The sequence below is a fragment of the Parasaccharibacter apium genome (assembly GCF_002917995.1).
GTDB classification, from domain to species: domain Bacteria; phylum Pseudomonadota; class Alphaproteobacteria; order Acetobacterales; family Acetobacteraceae; genus Bombella; species Bombella apis.
In genome coordinates, this window is sequence record NZ_LMYH01000017.1 from 93607 (window position 1) to 113974 (window position 20368).

Here is a 20368-nt window from a genome sequence, read left to right on the forward strand (position 1 = left end):
TGCCCGCTAGCTGGGAAGTTTGATCTGCCCATCGTCGTGGCGTTGGACAGCTCCGTTCATTTCCAGCTCGATGAGTATTGCCGCAACTGCTGAGATGGACAACTGACAGCGTGATGCAATCTCGTCAACAGTGGAGGGGGTATGCGCCAGCAGGGAGAGAATATTTTTTTCGTCAGATTCCGGTAATGATTGACTGGCCGCAGGGGCTTTCCGGGGGGCAGCTGGCGGGGCGGTCGGTACTTTTTCAGTGAGTGTGAAAAGGGATGGCTGGCGTGAGGGAGGCCTGCTCCATGGGGCCAGTCCGGGGTCTGGTGAGGGCGTGTCTGCCAGGGCGGACAGGATGTCCTGAACCTGCTCGACCAGTATGGCCTGATTCTGTTTCAGCAGGTCATTCCCGCCGCTGGAACGTGGATCGCCGGGAAAGCCAGGCACGGCAAAGAGCAGACGCTGGAAGGTTGCAGCGAGTCGGGCCGTGATGAGTGTGCCGGAGCGTCTGGCTGCCTCAACCAGCAGGCAGCCACGGGCCAGACCGGCAATGAGAAGGTTGCGCCGTGGAAAATGGCGGGCATTGGCCGGCATGCCGGGAGGATATTCCGTAATCAGGCAGCCCTGCTGGGCTATGGCGGCCTGCAAGCCTGCATGTTCGGGAGGGTAGGTAATGTCCAGCCCGCCGGGCAGGGCGGCAATGGTCCGGCCAGAGGGCAGGGCTCCCCGGTGGGCCGCTCCATCAACTCCACGGGCCAGACCGGAAACGACAGTCAGGCCGGCTTCTGCCAGACCGGCGGCGAATTCCTCTGTCAGTTTCAGGGCCGGATTGGAGGCCTTGCGGGCCCCGACAATGGCCAGGGAGGGCGTGGAGAGCAGGTCTGTATTGCCTTGGGTGAATAGAAGTACGGGAGCATTCGGCAGTCCGGCCAGCAGGCGGGGATAGGCAGGATCGGAGCGTAGCAGATGGTGGCCTCCCCGTTTTCCCAGCCAGGCAATTTCGTCTTCCATGCGGGATGCGGAGGGAATGGCTGGCGCCGGACAGCCGGAAAGGCGGGCACGGGCAGGCAGCGCTGCAATGGCCTGCTCTGCCGTGCCGTAAAGGCCCATCAACCGGCTGAATGTGGCGTTGCCAATGCCCTTTGTGCGGGCCAGCCGCAATCGAGCCAGACGTTCCGTTGCTGTCAGGTTGGCTTCTGATAATGCAGCTGGCTCATTTCTGTCCGACACGGGGTTCCGTTCCGCTACAGAGGCGGGCAATGTTGCCGTAATGGCGCAGGAGGATCAGCAGGGTGATGCATGCTGCTGCAATGGGACGGGCCGACATGATGGGTGCCAGAGAGAAGGCCACCATCAGGAACGGTGCTGCCAGAAAAGCCAGAAGCGCCCCCACGGAAGAAATCCTGCTCAGACGGACACCAGCCAGCCAGAGCAGGGTGCAGAGCAGCCCGACCGGCCAGCACATGCCCCAGAAAACACCGATGCCTGTAGCAACGCCCTTGCCGCCACGAAACCTGAGCCATATGGGGAAGCAGTGCCCCACGACAGCGGCACACCCTGCTACGGAGAGGCACAGGGCCGTGTCGTGAGGGGAGAGGGCCTCCGCCAGCAGGACGGCCAGAAGCCCCTTGAAGGCATCCAGAAGCAGGGTTGCCGCAGCGAGGCCTTTGCGGCCTGTCCGCAGCACGTTGGTGGCCCCGATGTTGCCGGAACCGATGCGCCGGATGTCACCCTGCCCACTGAGTGCGGTGAGCAGGAGGCCGAAAGGGATGCTCCCCAGAAGATAGGCCCCCAGAGCGATGACAGGCAGGCTGGGGGGCATGAGGGACCAGGTCAGGATGCCGCTCATGCAGGGAGACCTTTGGCAGTGAAGACTTCACGACCCTGACGGAAGGTCCGCAGGACACGTCCTTTGAGGTTTCGGCCATCAAAGGGGGTATTCTGTGCCCGGCCGGGCAGGCTGCCCGCGGTGACGGTCCATTCTTCTTCCGGGTCAAACAGGCAGAGGTCTGCCGGGGCACCGACGGCCAGCGTCCCGGCTTCCAGCCCCAGAAGACGGGCCGGGGCCACAGTGAGCAGGCGCAGGGCCTCCAGCAGCGGCAGGCCAGCCTGAAGCGTGACACCCAGCAGGGTGACGAGGCCGGTCCCGCCAGCCCGGGCCTGGGCAAAGGGAAGACGCTTGTCATCTGCATCGGCCGGGCTGTGATCGGAGGCGATGGCATCAATGGTGCCGTCTGCCAGACCCGCCAGAACGGCCTGCCGGTCAGCTTCCAGCCGCAGCGGCGGGGAGAGCTTGGCGTAGGTGCGGAAATCCCCGATATCCGCCTCCGTCATGGCGAAATAGGGCGGTGCCGTGTCGCAGGTGACCCGGATGCCCCGCTTTTTGGCATCAGCAATCAGGCCGAGGGCTTCCCCGGTGGAAACATGCCCGAAATGGATGCGTGCGCCCGTCAGTTCGGCAAGGCGAAGGTCACGGGCGATCATCATGGCCTCGGCGCAGGCGGGAATCTGTGGCAGGCCCATTTTCACGGCCTGCGGGCTGGCAGTGGCGCAGCCCCCTTTGGCCAGGGAGGGATCTTCCGGGTGGAGGACAATGACGGTATCCAGAAAGCCGGAATAGGCCAGCAGGTTGCGCATCTGCTTGGTGTCGGCAATGGCCCGGGCACCGTCGGTGAAGCCGATGGCCCCGGCTTTTTTCAGCAGGCCGATTTCGGCCATGTCCGTTCCGGCGCAGCCTTTTGTCAGGGCTCCATAGGGATAGATGGAGACAAGACCAGTCTCTTCCCCACGGCGGCGGATGTAATGGACGAGTGCCGGGTTGTCGATGGCAGGCTCGGTATCGGGGAGCAGGGCCAGGGAGGTGATGCCTCCTGCCACGGCAGCCTGAATACCGGAATCAATGCTCTCCCGGTATTCAGCTCCGGGTTCGCCAAAGCTGGCCCGCATGTCCACGAGGCCGGGGCAGAGGACAGCCCCTTTGCCATCCACGATGCGGGCAGCCTTGGGAGCATCTTTTGGGTCGAGGGCGGCAATGCGCCCTTTCTCGACCAGCAGGCTCCCTTTGCCATCCCGCCCGGAGGCAGGGTCAATCAGCCGGACATTTTCAAAAAGGATGCTGCTCATGCGGGATTCTTCATGCGGGAAAGACGGTCGAGGACAGCCATGCGGACGGCCACGCCCATCTCGACCTGTTCAGAAATGACGCTCTGTGGCGAATCGGCGACATCGGAGGCAATTTCAACACCCCGGTTCATCGGGCCGGGATGCATCACCAAGGCTCCTGGCTTGGCCAGAGCGAGGCGGCGGCGGTCCAGCCCGAAGAGGGAGAAATATTCCCGTGCGCTGGGGACAAGGCCGCTGCCCATGCGCTCCCGCTGGACACGGAGACACATGGCCACGTCCGCATCCTTCAGGGCCTCATCAATGTCATGATGCAGGGTGACGCCTTCCAGCGTGCCGAGGGCACCGGGCAGCAGGGTGGGGGGGCCTGCCAGATGGATGTCGTTGCCCATGGCCCGCAGGAGGTGAATGTCCGACCGGGCCACACGGCTGTGGGCGATGTCGCCGCATATGGCGATTTTCAGCCCGCTGAGGCGGCCGAAATGCCGCCGGATGGTCAGGCCGTCCAGCAGGGCCTGCGTGGGGTGCTCGTGCATCCCGTCCCCGGCATTGACGACACTGGCCTCGACCTTCTGCGAGAGCAGGGCCGGGGCACCGCTCTGGGCATGGCGGACCACCAGCAGGTCGCAGTGCATGGCGTTGAGGGTGGAGGCCGTGTCCAGCAGGGTTTCGCCCTTGTTGACCGAGCTTGTGGCGACGGTCATGTTCACCACATCGGCACCCAGCCGCTTGGCGGCCAGCTCGAAGCTGGTGCGCGTGCGCGTGCTGTCCTCAAAGAAGAGATTGATGACGGTACGGCCCTGTAGCACGTCCCGTGGTGCATTGCGGGAACGGCTGAGCAGGGCATAGCTCTCGGCGAGGTCCAGAAAAGGCGTGATGTCCTTTTCTGTCATGCCTTCAATGCCGAGAAGATGGGGCGTGTGGTGTGTGGGGTTCATGCGGACAGGACACTCCGGATGCGGGCGAGAACCTCATCCCGGCCCAATGCGGCGAGCGTGAGGTCGATTCCGGGCGATGTCGTGGTACCTGTCATGGCAGCACGGAGCGGCTGGGCGACGGCACCCAGTTTCAGCTCATGCTCGGCAGCGAAGGCCCGCAGCGTGCTGTCGATCCCTTCTGCCGTGAAAGGTTCCAGCCCGGCGAGTTTTTCCTCCAGCCCGGCGAGAACCTTCCGGCCTTCCTCGCCCAGATGCTTTTCCGCCTTGGGGGTGATGGTCAGCGGCAGGCGCAGCCCGGCGAAGGCGGCGTTGTCGGCCAGCTCCACGACCGTCTTTGCCCGTTCCTTCAGCCCCGGCATGAGGGCAAGCACACGGGCACGGACCGTCTCGTCATGGTCAAGGTCATCACGTCGCTCCAGACGCTGCATGACAAGGGCCGTCAGCCGCTCGTCATCGGCACGGCGCATCCAGATGCCGTTGAGGTGGCTGAGCTTGACGTAATCCATCCGGGAGGGAGAGCGGCCGATGCCGTCCATGTCGAAAAGCCTGATCTGTTCCTCACGGTCCAGCACCTCGGCATCGCCATGTCCCCAGCCGAGGCGCAGCAGATAGTTGCAGAGGGCCTCCGGCAGGATGCCTTCCTCACGGAAGTCCACGACGGACTGTGCACCATGACGTTTGGAGAGCTTGGCTCCATCCGGCCCGTGGATGAGGGGCAGATGGGCGAACTCCGGAAGGTCCCAGCCCATGGCCCGGTAGATCATGGCCTGACGGAAGGTGTTTGTCAGGTGGTCGTCACCCCGCATGACGTGCGTGATGCCCATGTCGTGGTCATCCACCACCACGGCGAGCAGATAGGTCGGTGTCCCGTCGGAGCGGAGCAGGATGAGGTCATCCATTTCCGCATTGGCGACACGCACCTCGCCCTGCACATGGTCCCTGATGATGGTCTCGCCTTCCTTCGGAGCCCTGAGGCGGATGGCATAAGGCACGCCTTCTGGGGCTTCGGACGGGTCACGGTCACGCCATGTGCCATCATAGCGGGGCGGGCGTTTCTCGGCCCGGGCCTTCTCCCGCATGGCGGCCAGCTCTTCGGGCGTGCAGTAGCAGCGGTAGGCCATGCCCTTTTCCATGAGCTGGGCCACGACCTCGGCATGACGGTCCTGCCGGCTGGCCTGGAAGACAGGCTCTCCATCCCAGTCCAGTCCCATCCATTTCAGGCCATCAAAAATGACGTCCACGGCGTGCTGGGTGGAGCGTTCCCGGTCTGTATCCTCGATGCGCAGGACAAATTCTCCACCGTGATGACGGGCGAAGAGATAGTTGAACAGGGCAGCACGGGCGTTGCCGATATGGAGCAGGCCGGTGGGCGAGGGGGCAAAACGGGTACGGATCTTCATGAGCAGGCCTTATAACATGCCGGGATGGGTCGGGCCATCCACTTCAATGTGTCATCATGGGCTTTATCACAGGCAGCGGCACTTGTGGAATGGACGGGCCAGGGGTGGATGCAGGAGGCGGCAGAGCGGAGGATGATGGGGCAGGCTGTACTCAGGATGGTAGCGTCGGGGCTGGCCCGTCAGGGCAGTCGCCTGACCTGCTGGCTGCCTGTCGGTGTAGCCTTGGGCATTGTGGGGTATTTTGCCCTGCCGGCAGAACCTGCGTGGAGCACAGGCCTGATGATGGGTGGTTTGGCGGGCATGGGGCTGGTGTTGCTGGCCTGCTGCCGCTGGATGGTGGCCGGGACGGAACAGGCGGCACACTGGCAGGTGTTGGGGCATTGTCTGGGAAGTGGCCTCCTGGCGATTGGCCTGGGGTTTCTGCTGGCCTGGGGGCAGGCTGTCCGGCAGTCCCCCATGCCGCTCCTGCCCATGGAATCGGTCTGGCTGGAAGGACGGCTGGCGGCTCTGGAACCTGTTCCAGGCCGACATGAAGGGCAGAAGCCCAGCTGGCATGTGGTGGTGGAGGGGGCCGTGTTCGACTCTCCATGGTGGAATGGCATGGCGCCCCTGCAACGGCGGGTGACTGTCACCTTTCTGCCCAGAGAAGGGCAGGAAGATGGCCTGATGGCGTTGGTGACAGGCCAGCCTGTGCGGATACGGGCGCTTCTGCGCTCTCCGCCCCCACCGCTCTGGCCGGGAGGGCATGATGGGCAGCGTGCGGCCTGGTTTGCTGGACGTGCCGGAGCGGGACTGGCCCTCTCACCGCCCTTGCCGCTGAGAGCTGCACCGGCAGGTGGTGTTGTGGGCCGTCTGGAGGACAGGCTGGTCCACCTGCGGCAGACAATGGCCTGGATGATCGGAGCGGCCCTGCCGGGGCAGGTGGGAGCGGTGGCATCCGCCGTGCTGTGTGGCGAAACGGGCCGTCTTTCTGCCGAGACGAGGCAGAGCTATGCGGCTGCCGGGCTGGCGCATCTTCTGGCCGTGGCGGGCCTGCATCTGGGGCTGGTGATGGGGCTGGTGTTTGCCACGGTCAGACGTTGCCTCAGCCTGTCGCAGCGCCTGTCGGCCTACTGGCCCTGTCGTGAGGTTGCCATGCTGGTCTCTTTTGGGGCCGGGGTGGTTTATGTGGTGCTGACAGGGTTGCATGTGCCGGGGCTGAGAGCGCTGGGCATGGCGGGGTTGGCCGTGTTGGCCCTGCTGCTGGGGCGGCGGGCCGTTTCCATGCGGGGGCTGGCTCTGGTCTGCCTGGTGCTGGAGGTGATGTCTCCTGTTCTGGTGCTGGATGTTTCCTTCCAGATGTCTTTCGCAGCTGTGATGGCTCTGATTGCGGGTCACGAATCATGGCGGAACTGGCTGTTCCGGTTGGGAGGGCATCATGGGCGGCAGGCTCCGCCTCTCTGGCGGCGGGGGGCAGCTCTGCTGGTGGCCCTTGTTCTGACCTCCCTGCTGGCCGGACTGGCGACCCTGCCGCTCAGCATGGCGTATTTCGGCGCCTTCCAGCCATGGTTTGTCATGGCCAATCTTCTGGCAGTCCCCTTGATGGGTGTCTGGGTGATGCCTGCCGGGATTGTGGCCCTGCTGCTGATGCCATTTGGCCTTTCTTCGGGGCCACTGCACGTGATGGGGTGGGGCATAAAGGGTATCGGCTGGTTGGCAGGGTGTGTGGCGGCGGCTCCGCTTGCATCATTGCCGGTGCCGTCTTTTCCGGCCTGGGGGGTGGGGCTGTATCTGCTGGGGCTGACCGTGATGTGTCTGTGGCGGGGATGGGGCCGGTTTGCTGGCGTGGGTGTGATGGCTGTGGCGCTTTCAGCACCCTGGCTGGTGGACCGGCCCGTGATGCTGCTGGTGGAGCAGGGTGCCGGTTTGGCTGTCCGGCAGGAAGGGGCCATGAGGGTGATGGAGGGGCGCCCTGGTAGCGGGCTGGTCCGACAGGAGATGCAGCGTGCCTTGGGCTGGAATGTCAGAGGGCTGGGGCAGCCGGACTGTGCGGCAGGTCTCTGTCATCTACGCCTTGGGAATGATCGGCTGGTTTTGTGGCGTGGGGTTGCCGGGCCGGAGCGTGGTGGAGAGGCATCATGCCAGGATGTTGTGTTGGAGATACGTATGGGCGGACAGCATCCTCTCTGTCCGTCTGTCCGGCAGCTTGGTCCGGCTGATCTGCGGCGGGAAGGAAGCTGGGCCGTTTATGGGACGGGGGCGGGTGGTATCAGGCTCGTGTCGGACAGAATGGTGCAGGGGGATCGCCTCTGGACCGGCGAAGGAGCGTTCCAGAATGTCGTGCCCCTGCCACCAGCTCCGGCTGAGTGAAGGGGAATCAGGACCCGCACAATGTACGGATCAGTGGCGGGGCAATGCGGCTGAGGCGCTGCTCCAGGGCAGCGGAGAGGCGCCGGTAATGGCTGGCACCAGGCAATGCCGGGTCTTCCCACGGTTTGGTCCCCTCGGGGAACTGGATGATGCAGCGTTTCAGCCGTTCGCTTTCCCGGCGTTTCTTCCATGGTTCCGGGAGATGCAGGCAGAGATTTTCCGTCAGCTTGCCGGTCAGGAAGTTCCAGCGTTCGGGCAGGAGATGGACATGGTCGTGGAAGACCTGATTGAGGATGTCTGTCCCCGGGCAGAGATAGGGGCGTGTGGCAAGGGTGAAGCAGCGGTTTATCTGCGACGGTGAGATGAGCCGGGGGCGGAGCAGCATCATGCTGCTGTTGAAGTAGTCTTCCGGCCGGGCAAGGGAGAGATGCTGGCGGGTATAGTCGGGCAGGGAGACATCGGGCAGCCCGGCAGCGGGAGCATCGCCCAGCAGGGTATGGATGGGCACTTCATGCTGGCGGAGAATCTGGGCGACAGGGTCGGCCACGGCACCGATGGCGGCCTGCCGGGGAAAACGGTTCAACAGGGGGGGCAATGGTCCGGTAACGAGCAGGGCACTGTCCAGCCAGAGCACATGGACATCATCCCGGAACAGCACCGGGAGATAGCAGCGATAGAAACATTCATTGCGCCATCGTTGATGGGTGTGCAGGCGCAGGGCTGCGGCTTTCTGTCCGACATCGTGAAAGGTCAGCAGGCTGTATTCTGTTCGGAACAGGTCACTGATGATGAGCTGGAGGGCTGGCGCCACATTGGTGTGGAGGATGTGGAAATCGAGCTTCGTGCGGGGATTGTGATCCACGACGGACTGGATGGCACAGAGCGTGGCCCAGAGGTCTTTGCCATTCGTGCCAAAAACGATGGCCGTCTCTTCCAGTCGAGGCGATGGCATGGTCTATCTCATGGTTTGATCGTAAAATTAGACACAAAAGGTCTTTTATAGACTTTTAAGATAAAATAAAGGCCTTGATATGAAGGCTTTTTGGGAGGAGAAGCTTGTGGCCTGCTCAGCGCTTGGGGGGTATTTTGTTCTTTTCCCTGTAGAGACACCATTCGGTGACGGGGCAGCGCCAGCATTCCGGTGTGCGGGCCTTGCAGACATAGCGGCCATGCAGGATGAGCCAGTGATGGGCAGGGCGGAGCATCTCTTTGGGGATGCGGCGGACCAGCTCATCCTCCACGGCACGGACGGTCTTGCCCGGTGCGAGGCCAGTACGGTTGCCGAGGCGGAAAATATGGGTATCGACAGCCATGGTTGGCTGGTCGAAGGCGATGTTGAGGACGACATTGGCTGTTTTCCGACCCACGCCGGGCAGGGCTTCCAGCTCTTCCCGGCTTCCGGGGACCTGCCCGTCATGTTTTTCCAGAAGCTGCTGGCAGAGCAGGGCCACGTTATGGGCTTTTGAGCGCCAGAGGCCTATGGTGCGGATATGTCTGGCAATGCCTTCTTCACCCAGTGCGGCCATGCTGGCAGGGTCGGGGGCTTCTTCGTACAGGGCACGGGTGGCCTTGTTGACGGAAACATCCGTTGCCTGTGCTGAAAGCACGACACTGACGAGCAGCTCGAACGTGTTGTGATAGATCAGCTCGCTGCGGGCGTCCGGGTGTGCTTTCTCCAGCGCGGCCAGAAAGGCGCGGACGGCCTTCAGGCTCATGCGGGGCTGGGAGCTGGTCGAGCGTGTGCGGGGCGTGCTGGTAGAAGCCATGAGGGTATGGTGGGTCCGGCCATTATGGGAAAAACTCTGTCCGTTCCTAAGGGGAGTCGGGTTTTTCTTCAAGCGGAGGGGCCGGGTGTGGTCTGACAGGTTTTGAAGGAGGAAAAGGCAGACGTGGCAGAAAATGGGGATGGACGGGACAGCATGAAGAAACTCTCCTTTGGGGCGATACTGGCTTTTGTGGTGAAGCGCTGGCTTGGCCAGCCTGCCATGCTGGCATGGACGCTGGGCGGTGTGGCCTTGGCCACGGTAGCTGATATATGCACTCCTCTTCTGGCTGGTCGCCTAGTGGGTGATATTTCCACAACGACATCTGCCTCATCGGCTGCTGGTGGCCGGGAGGCTTTGCTGCATGATGCCCTGCTCATGGTCAGCGGGCTGCTGGTTCTGGGGCTGGTGGGCGTCATGGGCCGGCGGTCTTCCTATCTGGGGATCAGCAAACTCAGCCTTGCTGTCATGCGCCGGGTGCTGGATGATGCTTTCGCCCGGGTGCAGCGTTTCTCGTCAGACTGGCACGCCAACAATTTTGCGGGCTCTACCGTGCGGCGGATCACCCGGGGAATCTGGGCCATTGATACGCTGGATGACACGCTTCTCCTGCTCATTACGCCAGAGGTTCTGGTCCTGCTGGGGACGACCCTAGTCCTGCTGGTGCGGGCGCCCCTCATGGGGCTGGTGCTGGCCGTGATGGTCGGGCTGTTTGCCTGCATGTCCATCTGGCTGGCTATGCGTTATGTGGCGCCAACAGCCCGGATATCCAACGCCTGTGATTCCAGGATGGGGGCCGTGCTGGGGGATGCCATTACCTGCAATGCGGTGGTGAAGAGCTTCGGGGCGGAGGAACGGGAGGAGCGGCAGCTCCATGCCGTAGCCCGCACGTGGGCGGACAAGACCTATTACAGCTGGTATCGGGGGACGAACAGCGCCAACTTTCAGGCGTCCTATACGCTGCTGATGCGTGTGGTGATGATTGGTCTGGCTGTGCTGCTCTGGTGGCGTGGTATGGCCGGGCCGGGTGATGTGGCCTATGTGCTGACGATGATGTTCCTCATCCAGGGTTATCTGCGGGATCTGGGGCAGCAGGTGAGCCAGGTTCAGCGGTCGGTCAATGAGATGGAAGAACTCGTCGGGCTGTTCTCGAGCGAACCGGCCATCCGGGATATCCCCGGTGCCATTCCGTTGGAGGTGACGGCGGGGGAGATTGTCCTTCTGGATGTGAGTTTCCGGTATCCATCCCAGGAAAAGCCGATCTATCAGGGGCTGTCGCTGAGGATCGCACCGGGGAGCCGTGTGGCCCTGGTCGGGGCGTCCGGGTCGGGCAAGACGACGCTGACACGGTTGTTGCAGCGTCTGTATGATGTGGATGGTGGCAATATTCTGATTGATGGGCAGGATATTGCTTACGTCACCCAGCAGAGCCTGCGGCGCCAGATTGCGCTTGTCCCGCAGGAACCCATGCTGTTCCACCGAACATTGGCTGAGAACATTGCCTATGGTCGGCCTGATGCCACCCGGGAGGAGATAGAGCAGGCGGCACGGCTTGCCAATGCTGATGGATTCATCACCCGTCTTGCCGAAGGGTATGAGACGCTGGTTGGTGAACGTGGCGTGAAGCTCTCCGGGGGAGAACGCCAGCGCGTGGCGATTGCCCGGGCTTTTCTGGTTGATGCGCCGATTGTGATTTTTGATGAAGCCACGGCAAGCCTCGATTCTGAATCAGAAATGCTGGTGCAGGAGGCCATGACCCGCCTGATGGAAACACGCACCGTACTGGTTGTGGCGCACCGTCTGGCCACCGTGCGTGACCTGGACAGGATTCTGGTATTTCATCAGGGGCAGATCGTTGAGGATGGCACGCACGAGAGTCTGATGGCTCTGAAGGACGGGGCCTATCGGCGGCTCGTGTCGCTGCAATCGCTTGATGCAGCCAGCCCGTAACGGGCTGGCTGATGCTGGATGGTCGTCTCCTGCCCTGCGGAAGGGTCAGATGTAATGTTCATCCAGTGGTGGAAAGCCATTGAACCCGGTCGAGCAGTAAGTGGACACATAGGCACCAGTGGCGAGGATGTTGATCCTGTCTCCTGCCTTGAGCTCTTCTGGCAGGGGAACGGGATTTTTCTCGTATAGCACGTCCATGCTGTCGCATGTCGGCCCGGCCAGGATGCAGGGTGAGCGGCTGCTCGTGGTGTCGTCATGGGGTGTCTGGAAGATATAGCGGATGGATTCGCCTTCTGTTTCCGCCAGACCACCAAAGCGGCCGATATCCAGATAGACCCAGCGGGGAGTGTTGTCCTCACCGCCCCGCCTGCTGGCCAGCACGACCTCGGTATGCACGATTCCCGCACTGCCAACCATGTAGCGGCCCGGCTCCAGCAGAATGCGGGGGGCCCCTTGTGGGAAATGCGCTGCCATGGCCTCCGTTATGGTCGTGCCGAACTGGTCGATGCTGGGGATGGGGCTGTTGTAATAGGTTGGAAAGCCCCCGCCCATATTGATGAAGTCCAGCGTGATGCCCTGCTTCTGGAGGCGGTGGCAGATTTCGGCAGCCTGAGCAATGGCGTCGGCATAGGCTGTCGTGCTGGTCTGCTGGCTACCGACATGGAAAGACAGGCCAGCTGGTTTCAGGCCCAGCTCACGGGCTTTCTGCAACAGGGTAAAAGCGCTTTCCGGCGTCGTGCCAAACTTGCGGGAGAGCGGCCACTGTGCCCCGGTATTGAGAACTCCCAGCCGACAGAAAACCTCACAGCCGGGGGCGTGTTCTGCCAGTTTTTCCAGCTCCTCCATGCAGTCGAATGCATAGAGTGTCAGGCCTTTCTGATGGGCATAGGCAATGGAGCGCACTGTCTTGACGGTGTGGCCGAAAGAAAGCTTCTGCGCCGGAATGCCTGCTTGCAGGCAGATGTCGATCTCTCCGGGGGATGCGATGTCGAAGAACGAGCCGAGGGCATGCAGCTCCTTCAGGATCGCTGGTGCCGGATTGGCCTTTACGGCGTAATGGATCCGGGCAGAGGGAAGGGCATCGTGCAGGGCGTGGTACTGCGTGCGTACGCAGTCTAGGTCCACGACAAGGCAAGGGGTGGCGGGTTTTTGTTCGGTGAGAAAACGGGCGATTCTGGGAGTCATGATACTCACGTCCCCTATAAATTCTCCCCGGTCGGGGGAGATGTTGCGAAACGGTCGAACGGACCGGCGGGATTCCGCCTGCCCCCTGCAGGCAAGGGGATACGGGGCCAGAGCGCTTGACGTCGTTGCGTAACCTCATGAGGGCCAGTGGCACGTGCGTTGCTGCGTGGAGTGCGTGACAATGCCCAGATTTTTTTTCAATGCAAGGGGAAACTGAAGGGTGGCTTCCGGGTATGGTTCTCATCACAAAAAAGTGATGTCAAGCCAGCCATTCAGCAGGAGGGGACGGGAAGGGAGCGCTCTGTTCAGGAAGGATTTTTATTAAAATTCAGTGTGTTGTTGAGTGGGGTCAGTCATGGCCGGTAGATGCCATGTCGATAGGGTGACTTTCAGTTAAGAAAACTGTTCTGGTAACAGTGTAACGTCTGCGTGGACTGGTTTGATGTGTTTTCTGCTAATGGAGGACATGATGACGGTAGGTCATGACGATAAGAAAAAACGCCCCTTTCTTGTGCGGGTTGGCAAGGCGCTGCGCCCCTTGTTCAATGCCCTGATTGCCAGAGGGTCACTGGTCCCCAATACACCTCTGCTGGACAATGGCCTGTTTCCTTGGGCGGTGGCCCTGGAGAAGGCTGCCCCGCTGATGCAGAAAGAGTTTCAGGCCATCATGGCTGAGCGTGAGAAAATTCCGCCCCTGCGTGACCTTTCGCCCGATCATGAGCGCATTGCGCCGGACAGCCGCTGGAAGTCATTTTTTCTGTACGGCTACGGCATTCCTGTTCCAGAGAATTGTGCCAAGGCCCCTGTTACGGCCCAGCTTGTGGCCGGGATTCCGGGTCTCTGTTCCGCCCTGTTCTCTGTTCTGGAGCCCGGTGGGGAAATTCCACCCCATAAAGGGGTTACCAAAGGGATGCTGAATGCACATCAGGGCTTGGGGGTTCCACGAGATCGTGATAATTGCTGGATCAAGGTCGCAGATCACACGCTGCACTGGGATGATGGCAGGCTGTTCATCTTTGATGATACCTACCGGCATACGGTGCAGAACAACACCGATGAGGTGCGTGGCATACTGTTCATTCAGTTTGAGCGGCCTACCCGTGGTCTGGGATGGTTGATGCAGCGTATTTTCCTTGGAGGGGTGAAAAAATCCGCCTTTGTCAGGGATGCCCAGAACAATATCGAACGCTGGAACCGTATTCAGGCTGAACTGGAGAAAGTGTGATGATGGAGCCGTGATCTTGCTGTCACGGCCTCGCAGGGAGAGGAAAAGCGCACCCCGTGCCCGACAAGATCGAGATGCCATTGGAGCCTCCGCCACCACCAAAAGGCCTCTGGGCCACGTTCAGGCAGGTCCTGAGCAACAGCGGAGACAGCCAGACGTCCCTCAGTGCGGCGGGATGCGCCTTCTTTGCAACCCTGTCGCTGTTTCCCGCCCTGACGGCGCTGATCTCTGTCTATGGGCTGGCTTTTGACGTACAGACGGCAGAAGAGCAGCTGCGTGTCGTCAGGCATATGCTCCCTCCTGCCGCCTATGAGATGATCTTCGACAGGATCCATGCGCTGGTGACTCAGCCTCAGTCCTCACTGACCCTGGGGCTGGTTTTTTCCCTGCTGGTGGCTCTCTGGTCCGTCACGGCCAGCAGCAAGTCCATCCTGTCTGCCCTGAACATCGTCTATCATGCCAGGGAAACTCGTGGTTTCCTGCATTTTCAGGTTCTGGCCTTCGGCACAACTCTTCTGGCCGTGATAGGGGCCTGCCTGACGTTGGCGCTCATGGTGGCGGCTCCGGCCATCGTGGATTATCTGCCACGCTATCTGAGTTATGTGGGGGTGACGATAGATAGCCTGCCGCCATCGCTCCATTTTCTGGTGGAGCAGGGCACGCCCGTTCTCGTTCACTGGCTGGCCCCTTCCATCATGCTCTGTTTCGTCTTCATGGCGCTGATCGTGCTGTATCGTATCGCCCCGTGCCGGGAGCGCATGACATCATGGCGCTGGATCCTGCCCGGTGCGTTTCTGGCGACCTTGCTCTGGGTTGGCGTGTCCATTGGTTTTTCGTGGTACGTCTCGCACTTTGCCAGTTATGGTACGACGTATGGGCCACTGGGTGCCGTGGCGGCTGTCATGATGTGGCTTTTTGTCAGTGCGTATGTCGTGCTGTTTGGCGCCGTGCTGAATGCCGAGCTGGAGGAGCGGGGCTACCGGCGGATCGTCCGCAAGGAAATGGGAATCCCCGTCAGGCCAGCGGATCACTGAGGAGCTGCCGGTTACCGGAGCGGGCTGTCCTGTGCGATTTTTTCGGCCTGACGGGCCTGGTCCTGAAGAATCTCGTGCATGTCGGTAGGGTGGCGGAAACGGGAGCGGCGGCGGGGAAGGACCGTTATGGTGATGTGGCTGACACCGTGATTCATGATTCCCAGGCTGGCCGCAGCCCCCTGCGAGAGGTCGATGATGCGGTCGCCGTCGGCTGGCCCGCGGTCATTGACCCTCACGATGACAGATCGGCCCGTGACGGATGAATGGACCAGCAGTTTCGTTCCCAGAGGGAGGGACGGATGGGCGGCCGTCAGCGCATCGGGGCTGAAGCGTTCGCCGCTGGCAGTCCGTTTTCCGATCAGCTTTTTGCCGCCATACCAGCTGGCCAGCCCGCTTTGCGTGGGAGGGAGTGCAGCTTCTTCCGTCTTCTCCACGTCTGATGACATCCCGGCCGCCAGAGCGGATGGGCTGGAGGCGACATGCCCCAGACATGCAAGAATGATCAGACACGGCAGGGTAGAGGCTATGAAGGGGAACCGCCTGTTCCGCCCATGAGGGACGATAGCTTCCATGGAAGCAGGGAAAGGTGTGTTTGCCTTCATGTTACCCACGGATATTGTTGATGGTCATCCCGAGTGTGTCACAACTTGAACAGATGGGCCAGCGTGGGCGTCCAGATGATTGTAAACTATTGGATAACATATGAAGATTGCGGTGCCAGACTGTAAAAGAAGTGGCTTTACCTGATGAAGATGAAGGTGCTATCAGCCGTTCGGATGAAGCGACCTCTTATTGTTGTCCTGAACGGACCGAACCTGAATATGCTGGGGCTGCGGCAGCCTGAGATTTACGGCGAAGCCACACTGGATGATGTGGAGCAGCTGTGCCTTCAGGCTGCGGAGCGGCTCGATGTGACGATCGACTTCCGCCAGACCAATGGCGAGGGGGAGCTTGTGTCATGGGTGCAGGAATGCCGGGGCCGTGCAAGCGGTATTGTCATAAATCCTGCGGCCTATGGGCACACATCGATTGCTTTGCTTGATGCGCTGCTGGCTGTTGAGCTGCCAGTGATTGAGGTGCATATGTCTAACATTCATCGCCGGGAAGCATTTCGTCATCACACGTATGTTTCACAGGCAGCCCGTGGAGTCATCTGCGGGCTGGGGATACGCGGGTATGCCCATGCTCTCCAGGCGGTGGCAGATATGATTGAGGATGAAGGATGAGCCGTATGCTCGTGGACAAGGAGGCCATTCGGGCACTGGCCGATATCCTGACGGATACAGGCCTGACCGAGATTGAAGTTTCCGAAGGCGACAGCCGCCTTCGTGTTGCCCGGAATGTGACCGTACAGGCTGCGGCTGCTCCCGTGGCCGCTGCTCCTGCTGCGGCTCCCGCCCCCGTGGCGGAAGAGGCCGTGGCCCCGGCAGACCCGTCATCCCATCCTGGCGCTGTTCCCAGCCCGATGGTGGGCGTGGCCTATCTGACACCGGACCCCTCCTCCCCTCCGTTCGTGCAGGAAGGAGGCCAGGTCGCTGCCGGGCAGACCATCATGCTCATCGAGGCGATGAAGACCTTCAACCAGATCAAGGCACCGCGTGCAGGCAAGCTGGTCCGCTACTGCGTGGCATCTGGCGATCCGGTTGAATTCGGGGCAACATTGGCGATCATCGAGTGATGTTTTCCAAGATCCTGATAGCCAATCGTGGCGAGATTGCCCTGCGGGTGCTGCGCGCCTGCCGGGAGATGGGCATCAAGACGGTGGCGGTGCATTCCACGGCAGATGCTGACGCCATGCATGTGCGTCTGGCCGATGAGGCTGTCTGCATCGGGCCGCCAAGCTCCCGTGATTCTTACCTGAATGTGGCGGCTATTCTTTCTGCCGCCACCATCACCGGAGCAGAGGCCATCCATCCGGGCTATGGCTTCCTTTCCGAAAATGCGGAATTCGCCGAAACGGTGGAGGAGCACGGCATCGCCTTCATTGGCCCGACAGCCGAGCACATCCGCATGATGGGTGACAAGATCACCGCCAAAACGACCATGGAGGCCCTCGGCGTGCCGCTGGTGCCCGGGTCGGACGGGGCCCTGCGGAGCCTGGACGAGGCCCGGGAAGTTGCGGCCCGTGTCGGGTATCCGGTGCTCATCAAGGCCGCTGCCGGTGGTGGTGGTCGTGGCATGAAGGTAGCCCAGACAGCTGATGAGCTGGAGGAAGCCTGGAGCGTGGCCCGGACGGAAGCCCGTGCCGCTTTTGGCAATGACGAGGTCTATCTGGAGAAATATCTCGACAAGCCCCGTCATATCGAGCTTCAGATCATGGGTGACACGCACGGCAATGTCGTGCATTTCGGGGAGCGTGACTGCTCCCTCCAGCGTCGCCATCAGAAGCTGCTGGAGGAAGCCGGTTCCCCCGTCATCACGCCAGAGCAGCGCAACGAGATTGGCAAAACTGTTACGGATGCCCTGTCACGCATGGGGTATCGCAATGCCGGTACGCTCGAGTTCCTGTATCAGGACGGGCAGTTCTGCTTCATTGAGATGAATACCCGCCTTCAGGTGGAACATCCGGTGACGGAAATGGTCTGCGATGTGGACCTCGTGCGGGAGCAGATCCGTGTGGCCGCTGGTGAAAAGCTGAGCTACCGGCAGGAAGACATCGTGATGAACGGCCATGCCATCGAGTGCCGCATCAACGCCGAGGACCCGGAAACCTTTGCGCCCAACCCGGGGACGGTCAAGGTGTTCCATGCTCCCGGTGGTCTTGGTGTCCGTATGGACAGTGCGCTCTTTGCCGGTTACAGGGTGCCTCCCTATTACGACAGCATGATTGCCAAGCTGATCGTTCATGCTCCCACCCGTGCGCTGGCCATCAGCCGCATGCAGCGGGCCCTGACGGAGTGTGTTGTGGAGGGGGTGAAGACGGTCATCCCTTTGCATCAGAAAATTCTGGCAGACCCGGAGTTCCAGAAGGGTGAATATACCATTCACTGGCTGGAGAATTTCGTGGCAAAACTTCAGGCCGATAAAGCCTGAAGATTTCTGCTTCGGCCTGTCCGTTCAGAAAGCCGTTCCCGTAGCAGGGAGCGGCTTTTTTTATGGTCAGCCCCGTGCTTCTTTCAGGCTGGCTCCAGCGATGAGGGGGCAGCCCGGCAGGGCCAGAAGGAAAAGGGCCGCCAGAAGGCTCAGATTGGCCGTACAGGCTGTTCCTGTCGGGGTGGTGCAGGCCAGTGTGCCGAAGATGAGACCAGGAGTCATCAGCGGCAGTGTCAGCACGGGGAGCAGAAGGCTGTTGCGGCGTGCTCCTAGTGTTATGGCCGCTGTCATGCCCCCTGTGAGAGAGAGGGTCAGGCTGCCCAGAGTAAGGCTGAGCATGAGCACCGTCAGGTTATGGGCTGGCAGCTGGAAGAACAGGGCCAGCAGAGGGGTGGCCAACAGGATGGGCAGTCCACCTGTCACCCAGTGGGCGAACATTTTCCCCAGCGCAATGAAGGCAGGGTGCAGGGTGATCTGGAGCATGTCCAGTGATCCGTCTTCCGCATCTTCATCATAGAGGCGCTCCAGCGGCAGGAGTGAGGCCAGCAGGGTACAGACCCACAGAATGGCCGGGCCGGTCTGCTGGAGCAGGGCGGGGGTGGGGCCGAGGGCAAGAGGAAAAAGTGTGCTGCAGACTGTCAGGAACAGCAGCCCCCCTACGGTTTCGGCACCGTTCAGGCGGGCCAGATGCAGCTCCCGGCGCAGATGCAGGAGCAATGGATGAAGGGTTTTTTTCGAGGTTGGCTCCTCATGCACTGGCGGGGTTTGCATGGTCAGGTCTGGCGTGATGGATGGTGCCACCATGCCGGGTGTGAGGTGCTGGCTGCCCGGTAGGGATAGTGGCGCATGGGAGGCAATGGCCACGGCCCCCCCACGGGCACGATGCTCTGCCAGCAGGGTCTCCAGCAGGGCAAGGCTGGCAGCATCCAGACCATTGGCAGGCTCATCCAGCAGCCACAGCCGGGCATCGGGAAGGAGCAGCAGGCGGCTCAGGGCTACACGACGTTTCTGCCCCAGCGAGAGCAGGCGGACAGGGCAGTCCAGAAGATGGGCCAGCGCCAGACGCTTCAGGGCAGCATGGATGGTTTCTGTCCCATGAGGCATGAAGAGACAGAGATTCTGCTCGACCGTCAGGGTGGATTTCAGGGCGTCAGCAGGGCCAAGCCAGGCAATGTCGGCCCGGCGGGTCACTGTGCCTCCAGCAGGGGGACACAGCCCTGCCATCAGCCGCAGAAGTGATGACTTGCCCGTACCATTTGGCCCGGTAAGGAGTAGGGCATCACCGGTAGCGAGGTTCAGGGAGAGATCAGGGACCAGACAGCGTCCTGCCCGCTCCAGCCGGACATGATCCAGCCGGAGAAGGGATTGTGGTGGAGAGGCAGGCGGGCATGAGGTGCTGGAGGCCATGGTGATGTTTCATGTGGAGCTGGAAGGGGCCTGGGGAAGGTCCGGGAGAAAAATATGCCCTTCCGGGTGGAAAATACAGAAAAGGATGTTTTGCTTGAAGGGTGGTTATGGTTAAGAAAGCGCATGGTGAATGACTACAGGATGGTTGTCCATGTTGTAGCGTGCAGGAGGATGTTCGGAACTGACTGACTGGGTGCTGAAGGCGACCGGTATCGCCAAGTCTTTCGCCGGGAATGAAATTCTGCGGGGAATTTCTCTGGAAGTGGAACGTGGGGAGCTGATTTCCATCATCGGGCCGTCCGGCTGTGGGAAATCAACGTTCCTCCGCTGTCTCAATTTTCTGGAACATCCTGATGCCGGAGAGGTGCGGGTTGAGGATGTGACCGTGGCCAGTACGGGCTCATGGCGCCGTGCGGACGAGGTTCAGGCCCACCGTCTGCGCAGCCATGTGGGCATGGTCTTCCAGTCCTTCAACCTGTTTCCACATCGCACGGTGCTGGAGAACGTCATGCTGGCCCCCATGCAGGTCAAACGCATGAGTGAGACGCAGGCGAAGCATGTTGCCTGCGAACTGCTGGAGAAGGTTGGCCTTGCCGCCGTGAAGAACCGTTACCCGGACCGTCTGTCCGGCGGGCAGCAGCAGCGTGCGGCCATTGCCCGGGCTCTGGCGATGAAGCCTTCCGTCATGCTGTATGATGAGCCGACATCCGCTCTGGACCCGGAACTTTCCGAAGAGGTGCTGTCTGTCATGAGGGCGCTGGATGCAGAAGGCATGACCCAGCTCGTCGTGACGCACGACATGCGTTTCGCCCGGGCGGCCTCGGACCGTGTGCTGTTCATGGAAGCTGGACAGATTGTGGAAAGTGGCGACCCCGATGTGATGTTCGCCAACCCGCGTGAGGCAGGAACCCGGCGTTTCCTGCGGACACTCCTTTGATGAATGGGGGCACGGTGATGAAGCGTGTGATGTTTGCGCTGG

At 61.4% G+C, this 20368-nt stretch carries 18 protein-coding genes and 1 pseudogene; 8 read left to right on the forward strand and 11 right to left on the reverse strand.

Features of this window, described 5'->3' with window-relative positions; all coding sequences use genetic code 11:
- Positions 1 to 6: 6 nt before the first annotated feature.
- From dprA to gltX, 5 genes are read right to left on the reverse strand one after another with little or no spacing between them, the layout of a single operon-like run.
- The gene (gene dprA / locus ASO19_RS08665; protein ID WP_258036043.1) at positions 7 to 1215 is read right to left on the reverse strand and encodes a DNA-processing protein DprA; all 1209 of its coding nucleotides are present in this window, start codon (positions 1213 to 1215) and stop codon (positions 7 to 9) included.
- The gene (plsY, locus tag ASO19_RS08670; RefSeq protein WP_043561018.1) at positions 1199 to 1834 is read right to left on the reverse strand and encodes a glycerol-3-phosphate 1-O-acyltransferase PlsY; all 636 of its coding nucleotides are present in this window, start codon (positions 1832 to 1834) and stop codon (positions 1199 to 1201) included. The genes dprA and plsY overlap by 17 nt, the downstream gene beginning before the upstream one ends.
- Complete coding sequence (locus tag ASO19_RS08675) at positions 1831 to 3108, reverse strand: dihydroorotase (RefSeq protein ID WP_103765816.1); 1278 nt, start codon at positions 3106 to 3108, stop codon at positions 1831 to 1833. The genes plsY and ASO19_RS08675 overlap by 4 nt, the downstream gene beginning before the upstream one ends.
- Positions 3105 to 4043, reverse strand: a complete 939-nt coding sequence (locus ASO19_RS08680) for an aspartate carbamoyltransferase catalytic subunit (RefSeq protein WP_043561013.1) — start codon at positions 4041 to 4043, stop codon at positions 3105 to 3107. The genes ASO19_RS08675 and ASO19_RS08680 overlap by 4 nt, the downstream gene beginning before the upstream one ends.
- Entirely contained in the window at positions 4040 to 5443 is a 1404-nt protein-coding gene (gltX, locus tag ASO19_RS08685) for a glutamate--tRNA ligase (protein ID WP_103765817.1), read from the reverse strand. Before gltX ends, ASO19_RS08680 begins: the two co-directional genes overlap by 4 nt.
- Positions 5444 to 5527: 84 nt before the next feature.
- Between gltX and ASO19_RS08690 the strand changes: the two genes are divergently transcribed.
- Positions 5528 to 7792 (forward strand): ComEC/Rec2 family competence protein, encoded by a 2265-nt coding sequence (locus tag ASO19_RS08690; RefSeq protein WP_146046940.1) that lies wholly within the window; start codon positions 5528 to 5530, stop codon positions 7790 to 7792.
- A gap of 7 nt (positions 7793 to 7799) precedes the next feature.
- Here ASO19_RS08690 and ASO19_RS08695 read toward each other — a convergent pair whose 3' ends face one another.
- Positions 7800 to 8744 carry a glycosyltransferase family 8 protein gene (locus ASO19_RS08695; protein WP_043561007.1) on the reverse strand — a complete coding sequence of 315 codons (945 nt, stop codon included), beginning with the start codon at positions 8742 to 8744 and terminating at the stop codon, positions 7800 to 7802.
- A 115-nt stretch (positions 8745 to 8859) separates the two neighbouring features.
- Positions 8860 to 9558: an endonuclease III gene (nth, locus tag ASO19_RS08700; RefSeq protein ID WP_373364563.1), complete on the reverse strand. Its 699-nt coding sequence runs from the start codon at positions 9556 to 9558 to the stop codon at positions 8860 to 8862.
- A gap of 153 nt (positions 9559 to 9711) precedes the next feature.
- Between nth and ASO19_RS08705 the strand changes: the two genes are divergently transcribed.
- Entirely contained in the window at positions 9712 to 11505 is a 1794-nt protein-coding gene (locus tag ASO19_RS08705) for an ABC transporter ATP-binding protein (RefSeq protein ID WP_103765834.1), read from the forward strand.
- 45 nt (positions 11506 to 11550) lie between these two features.
- Here ASO19_RS08705 and ASO19_RS08710 read toward each other — a convergent pair whose 3' ends face one another.
- A complete protein-coding gene (locus tag ASO19_RS08710; protein WP_103765819.1) occupies positions 11551 to 12690 on the reverse strand; it encodes a type III PLP-dependent enzyme in 1140 nt (379 codons plus the stop codon).
- Positions 12691 to 13156: 466 nt separating this feature from the next.
- On the opposite strand from ASO19_RS08710, the gene ASO19_RS08715 reads away from it, so the two are divergent.
- Positions 13157 to 13915, forward strand: coding sequence for an aspartyl/asparaginyl beta-hydroxylase domain-containing protein (locus tag ASO19_RS08715; protein ID WP_227656466.1), 759 nt, complete (start codon positions 13157 to 13159; stop codon positions 13913 to 13915).
- 56 nt (positions 13916 to 13971) lie between these two features.
- The gene (locus ASO19_RS08720; RefSeq protein WP_227449777.1) at positions 13972 to 14949 is read left to right on the forward strand and encodes a YihY/virulence factor BrkB family protein; all 978 of its coding nucleotides are present in this window, start codon (positions 13972 to 13974) and stop codon (positions 14947 to 14949) included.
- Positions 14950 to 14960: 11 nt separating this feature from the next.
- On the opposite strand, the gene ASO19_RS08725 is transcribed toward ASO19_RS08720, so the two are convergent.
- On the reverse strand, positions 14961 to 15551 hold the full coding sequence (locus ASO19_RS08725; protein ID WP_103765820.1) for a septal ring lytic transglycosylase RlpA family protein: 591 nt from the start codon (positions 15549 to 15551) through the stop codon (positions 14961 to 14963).
- 174 nt (positions 15552 to 15725) lie between these two features.
- On the opposite strand from ASO19_RS08725, the gene aroQ reads away from it, so the two are divergent.
- From aroQ to accC, 3 genes are read left to right on the forward strand one after another with little or no spacing between them, the layout of a single operon-like run.
- Positions 15726 to 16175 carry a type II 3-dehydroquinate dehydratase gene (gene aroQ / locus ASO19_RS08730; protein WP_043561671.1) on the forward strand — a complete coding sequence of 150 codons (450 nt, stop codon included), beginning with the start codon at positions 15726 to 15728 and terminating at the stop codon, positions 16173 to 16175.
- The gene (locus ASO19_RS08735) at positions 16172 to 16627 is read left to right on the forward strand and encodes an acetyl-CoA carboxylase biotin carboxyl carrier protein (RefSeq protein ID WP_043560999.1); all 456 of its coding nucleotides are present in this window, start codon (positions 16172 to 16174) and stop codon (positions 16625 to 16627) included. The genes aroQ and ASO19_RS08735 overlap by 4 nt, the downstream gene beginning before the upstream one ends.
- On the forward strand, positions 16627 to 17982 hold the full coding sequence (accC, locus tag ASO19_RS08740; RefSeq protein ID WP_043560997.1) for an acetyl-CoA carboxylase biotin carboxylase subunit: 1356 nt from the start codon (positions 16627 to 16629) through the stop codon (positions 17980 to 17982). Before ASO19_RS08735 ends, accC begins: the two co-directional genes overlap by 1 nt.
- Before the next feature lie 66 nt (positions 17983 to 18048).
- On the opposite strand, the gene ccmB is transcribed toward accC, so the two are convergent.
- Both ccmB and ccmA read right to left on the reverse strand, forming a co-directional pair.
- Positions 18049 to 18753: a heme exporter protein CcmB gene (ccmB, locus tag ASO19_RS08745; protein ID WP_103765836.1), complete on the reverse strand. Its 705-nt coding sequence runs from the start codon at positions 18751 to 18753 to the stop codon at positions 18049 to 18051.
- Positions 18754 to 18807: 54 nt separating this feature from the next.
- A pseudogene (ccmA, locus tag ASO19_RS08750) lies at positions 18808 to 19389 on the reverse strand (heme ABC exporter ATP-binding protein CcmA); the annotation flags it as partial.
- Positions 19390 to 19582: 193 nt separating this feature from the next.
- Between ccmA and ASO19_RS08755 the strand changes: the two are divergent.
- A complete protein-coding gene (locus ASO19_RS08755) occupies positions 19583 to 20326 on the forward strand; it encodes an amino acid ABC transporter ATP-binding protein (protein ID WP_052349171.1) in 744 nt (247 codons plus the stop codon).
- Positions 20327 to 20368: the final 42 nt, after the last annotated feature.

What these genes read in the sequence shown, in the direction of transcription:
- plsY (WP_043561018.1), bottom strand. Translation starts at nt 1,834, where the DNA reads ATGAGCGGCATCCTGACCTGGTCCCTCATGCCCCCCAGCCTGCCTGTC.
- ASO19_RS08675 (WP_103765816.1), bottom strand. Translation starts at nt 3,108, where the DNA reads ATGAGCAGCATCCTTTTTGAAAATGTCCGGCTGATTGACCCTGCCTCC.
- ASO19_RS08680 (WP_043561013.1), bottom strand. Translation starts at nt 4,043, where the DNA reads ATGAACCCCACACACCACACGCCCCATCTTCTCGGCATTGAAGGCATG.
- gltX (WP_103765817.1), bottom strand. Translation starts at nt 5,443, where the DNA reads ATGAAGATCCGTACCCGTTTTGCCCCCTCGCCCACCGGCCTGCTCCAT.
- ASO19_RS08695 (WP_043561007.1), bottom strand. Translation starts at nt 8,744, where the DNA reads ATGCCATCGCCTCGACTGGAAGAGACGGCCATCGTTTTTGGCACGAAT.
- nth (WP_373364563.1), bottom strand. Translation starts at nt 9,558, where the DNA reads ATGGCTTCTACCAGCACGCCCCGCACACGCTCGACCAGCTCCCAGCCC.
- ASO19_RS08705 (WP_103765834.1), top strand. Translation starts at nt 9,712, where the DNA reads ATGAAGAAACTCTCCTTTGGGGCGATACTGGCTTTTGTGGTGAAGCGC.
- ASO19_RS08710 (WP_103765819.1), bottom strand. Translation starts at nt 12,690, where the DNA reads ATGACTCCCAGAATCGCCCGTTTTCTCACCGAACAAAAACCCGCCACC.
- ASO19_RS08715 (WP_227656466.1), top strand. Translation starts at nt 13,157, where the DNA reads ATGATGACGGTAGGTCATGACGATAAGAAAAAACGCCCCTTTCTTGTG.
- ASO19_RS08725 (WP_103765820.1), bottom strand. Translation starts at nt 15,551, where the DNA reads ATGAAGGCAAACACACCTTTCCCTGCTTCCATGGAAGCTATCGTCCCT.
- aroQ (WP_043561671.1), top strand. Translation starts at nt 15,726, where the DNA reads ATGAAGCGACCTCTTATTGTTGTCCTGAACGGACCGAACCTGAATATG.
- ASO19_RS08735 (WP_043560999.1), top strand. Translation starts at nt 16,172, where the DNA reads ATGAGCCGTATGCTCGTGGACAAGGAGGCCATTCGGGCACTGGCCGAT.
- accC (WP_043560997.1), top strand. Translation starts at nt 16,627, where the DNA reads ATGTTTTCCAAGATCCTGATAGCCAATCGTGGCGAGATTGCCCTGCGG.
- ccmB (WP_103765836.1), bottom strand. Translation starts at nt 18,753, where the DNA reads ATGCAAACCCCGCCAGTGCATGAGGAGCCAACCTCGAAAAAAACCCTT.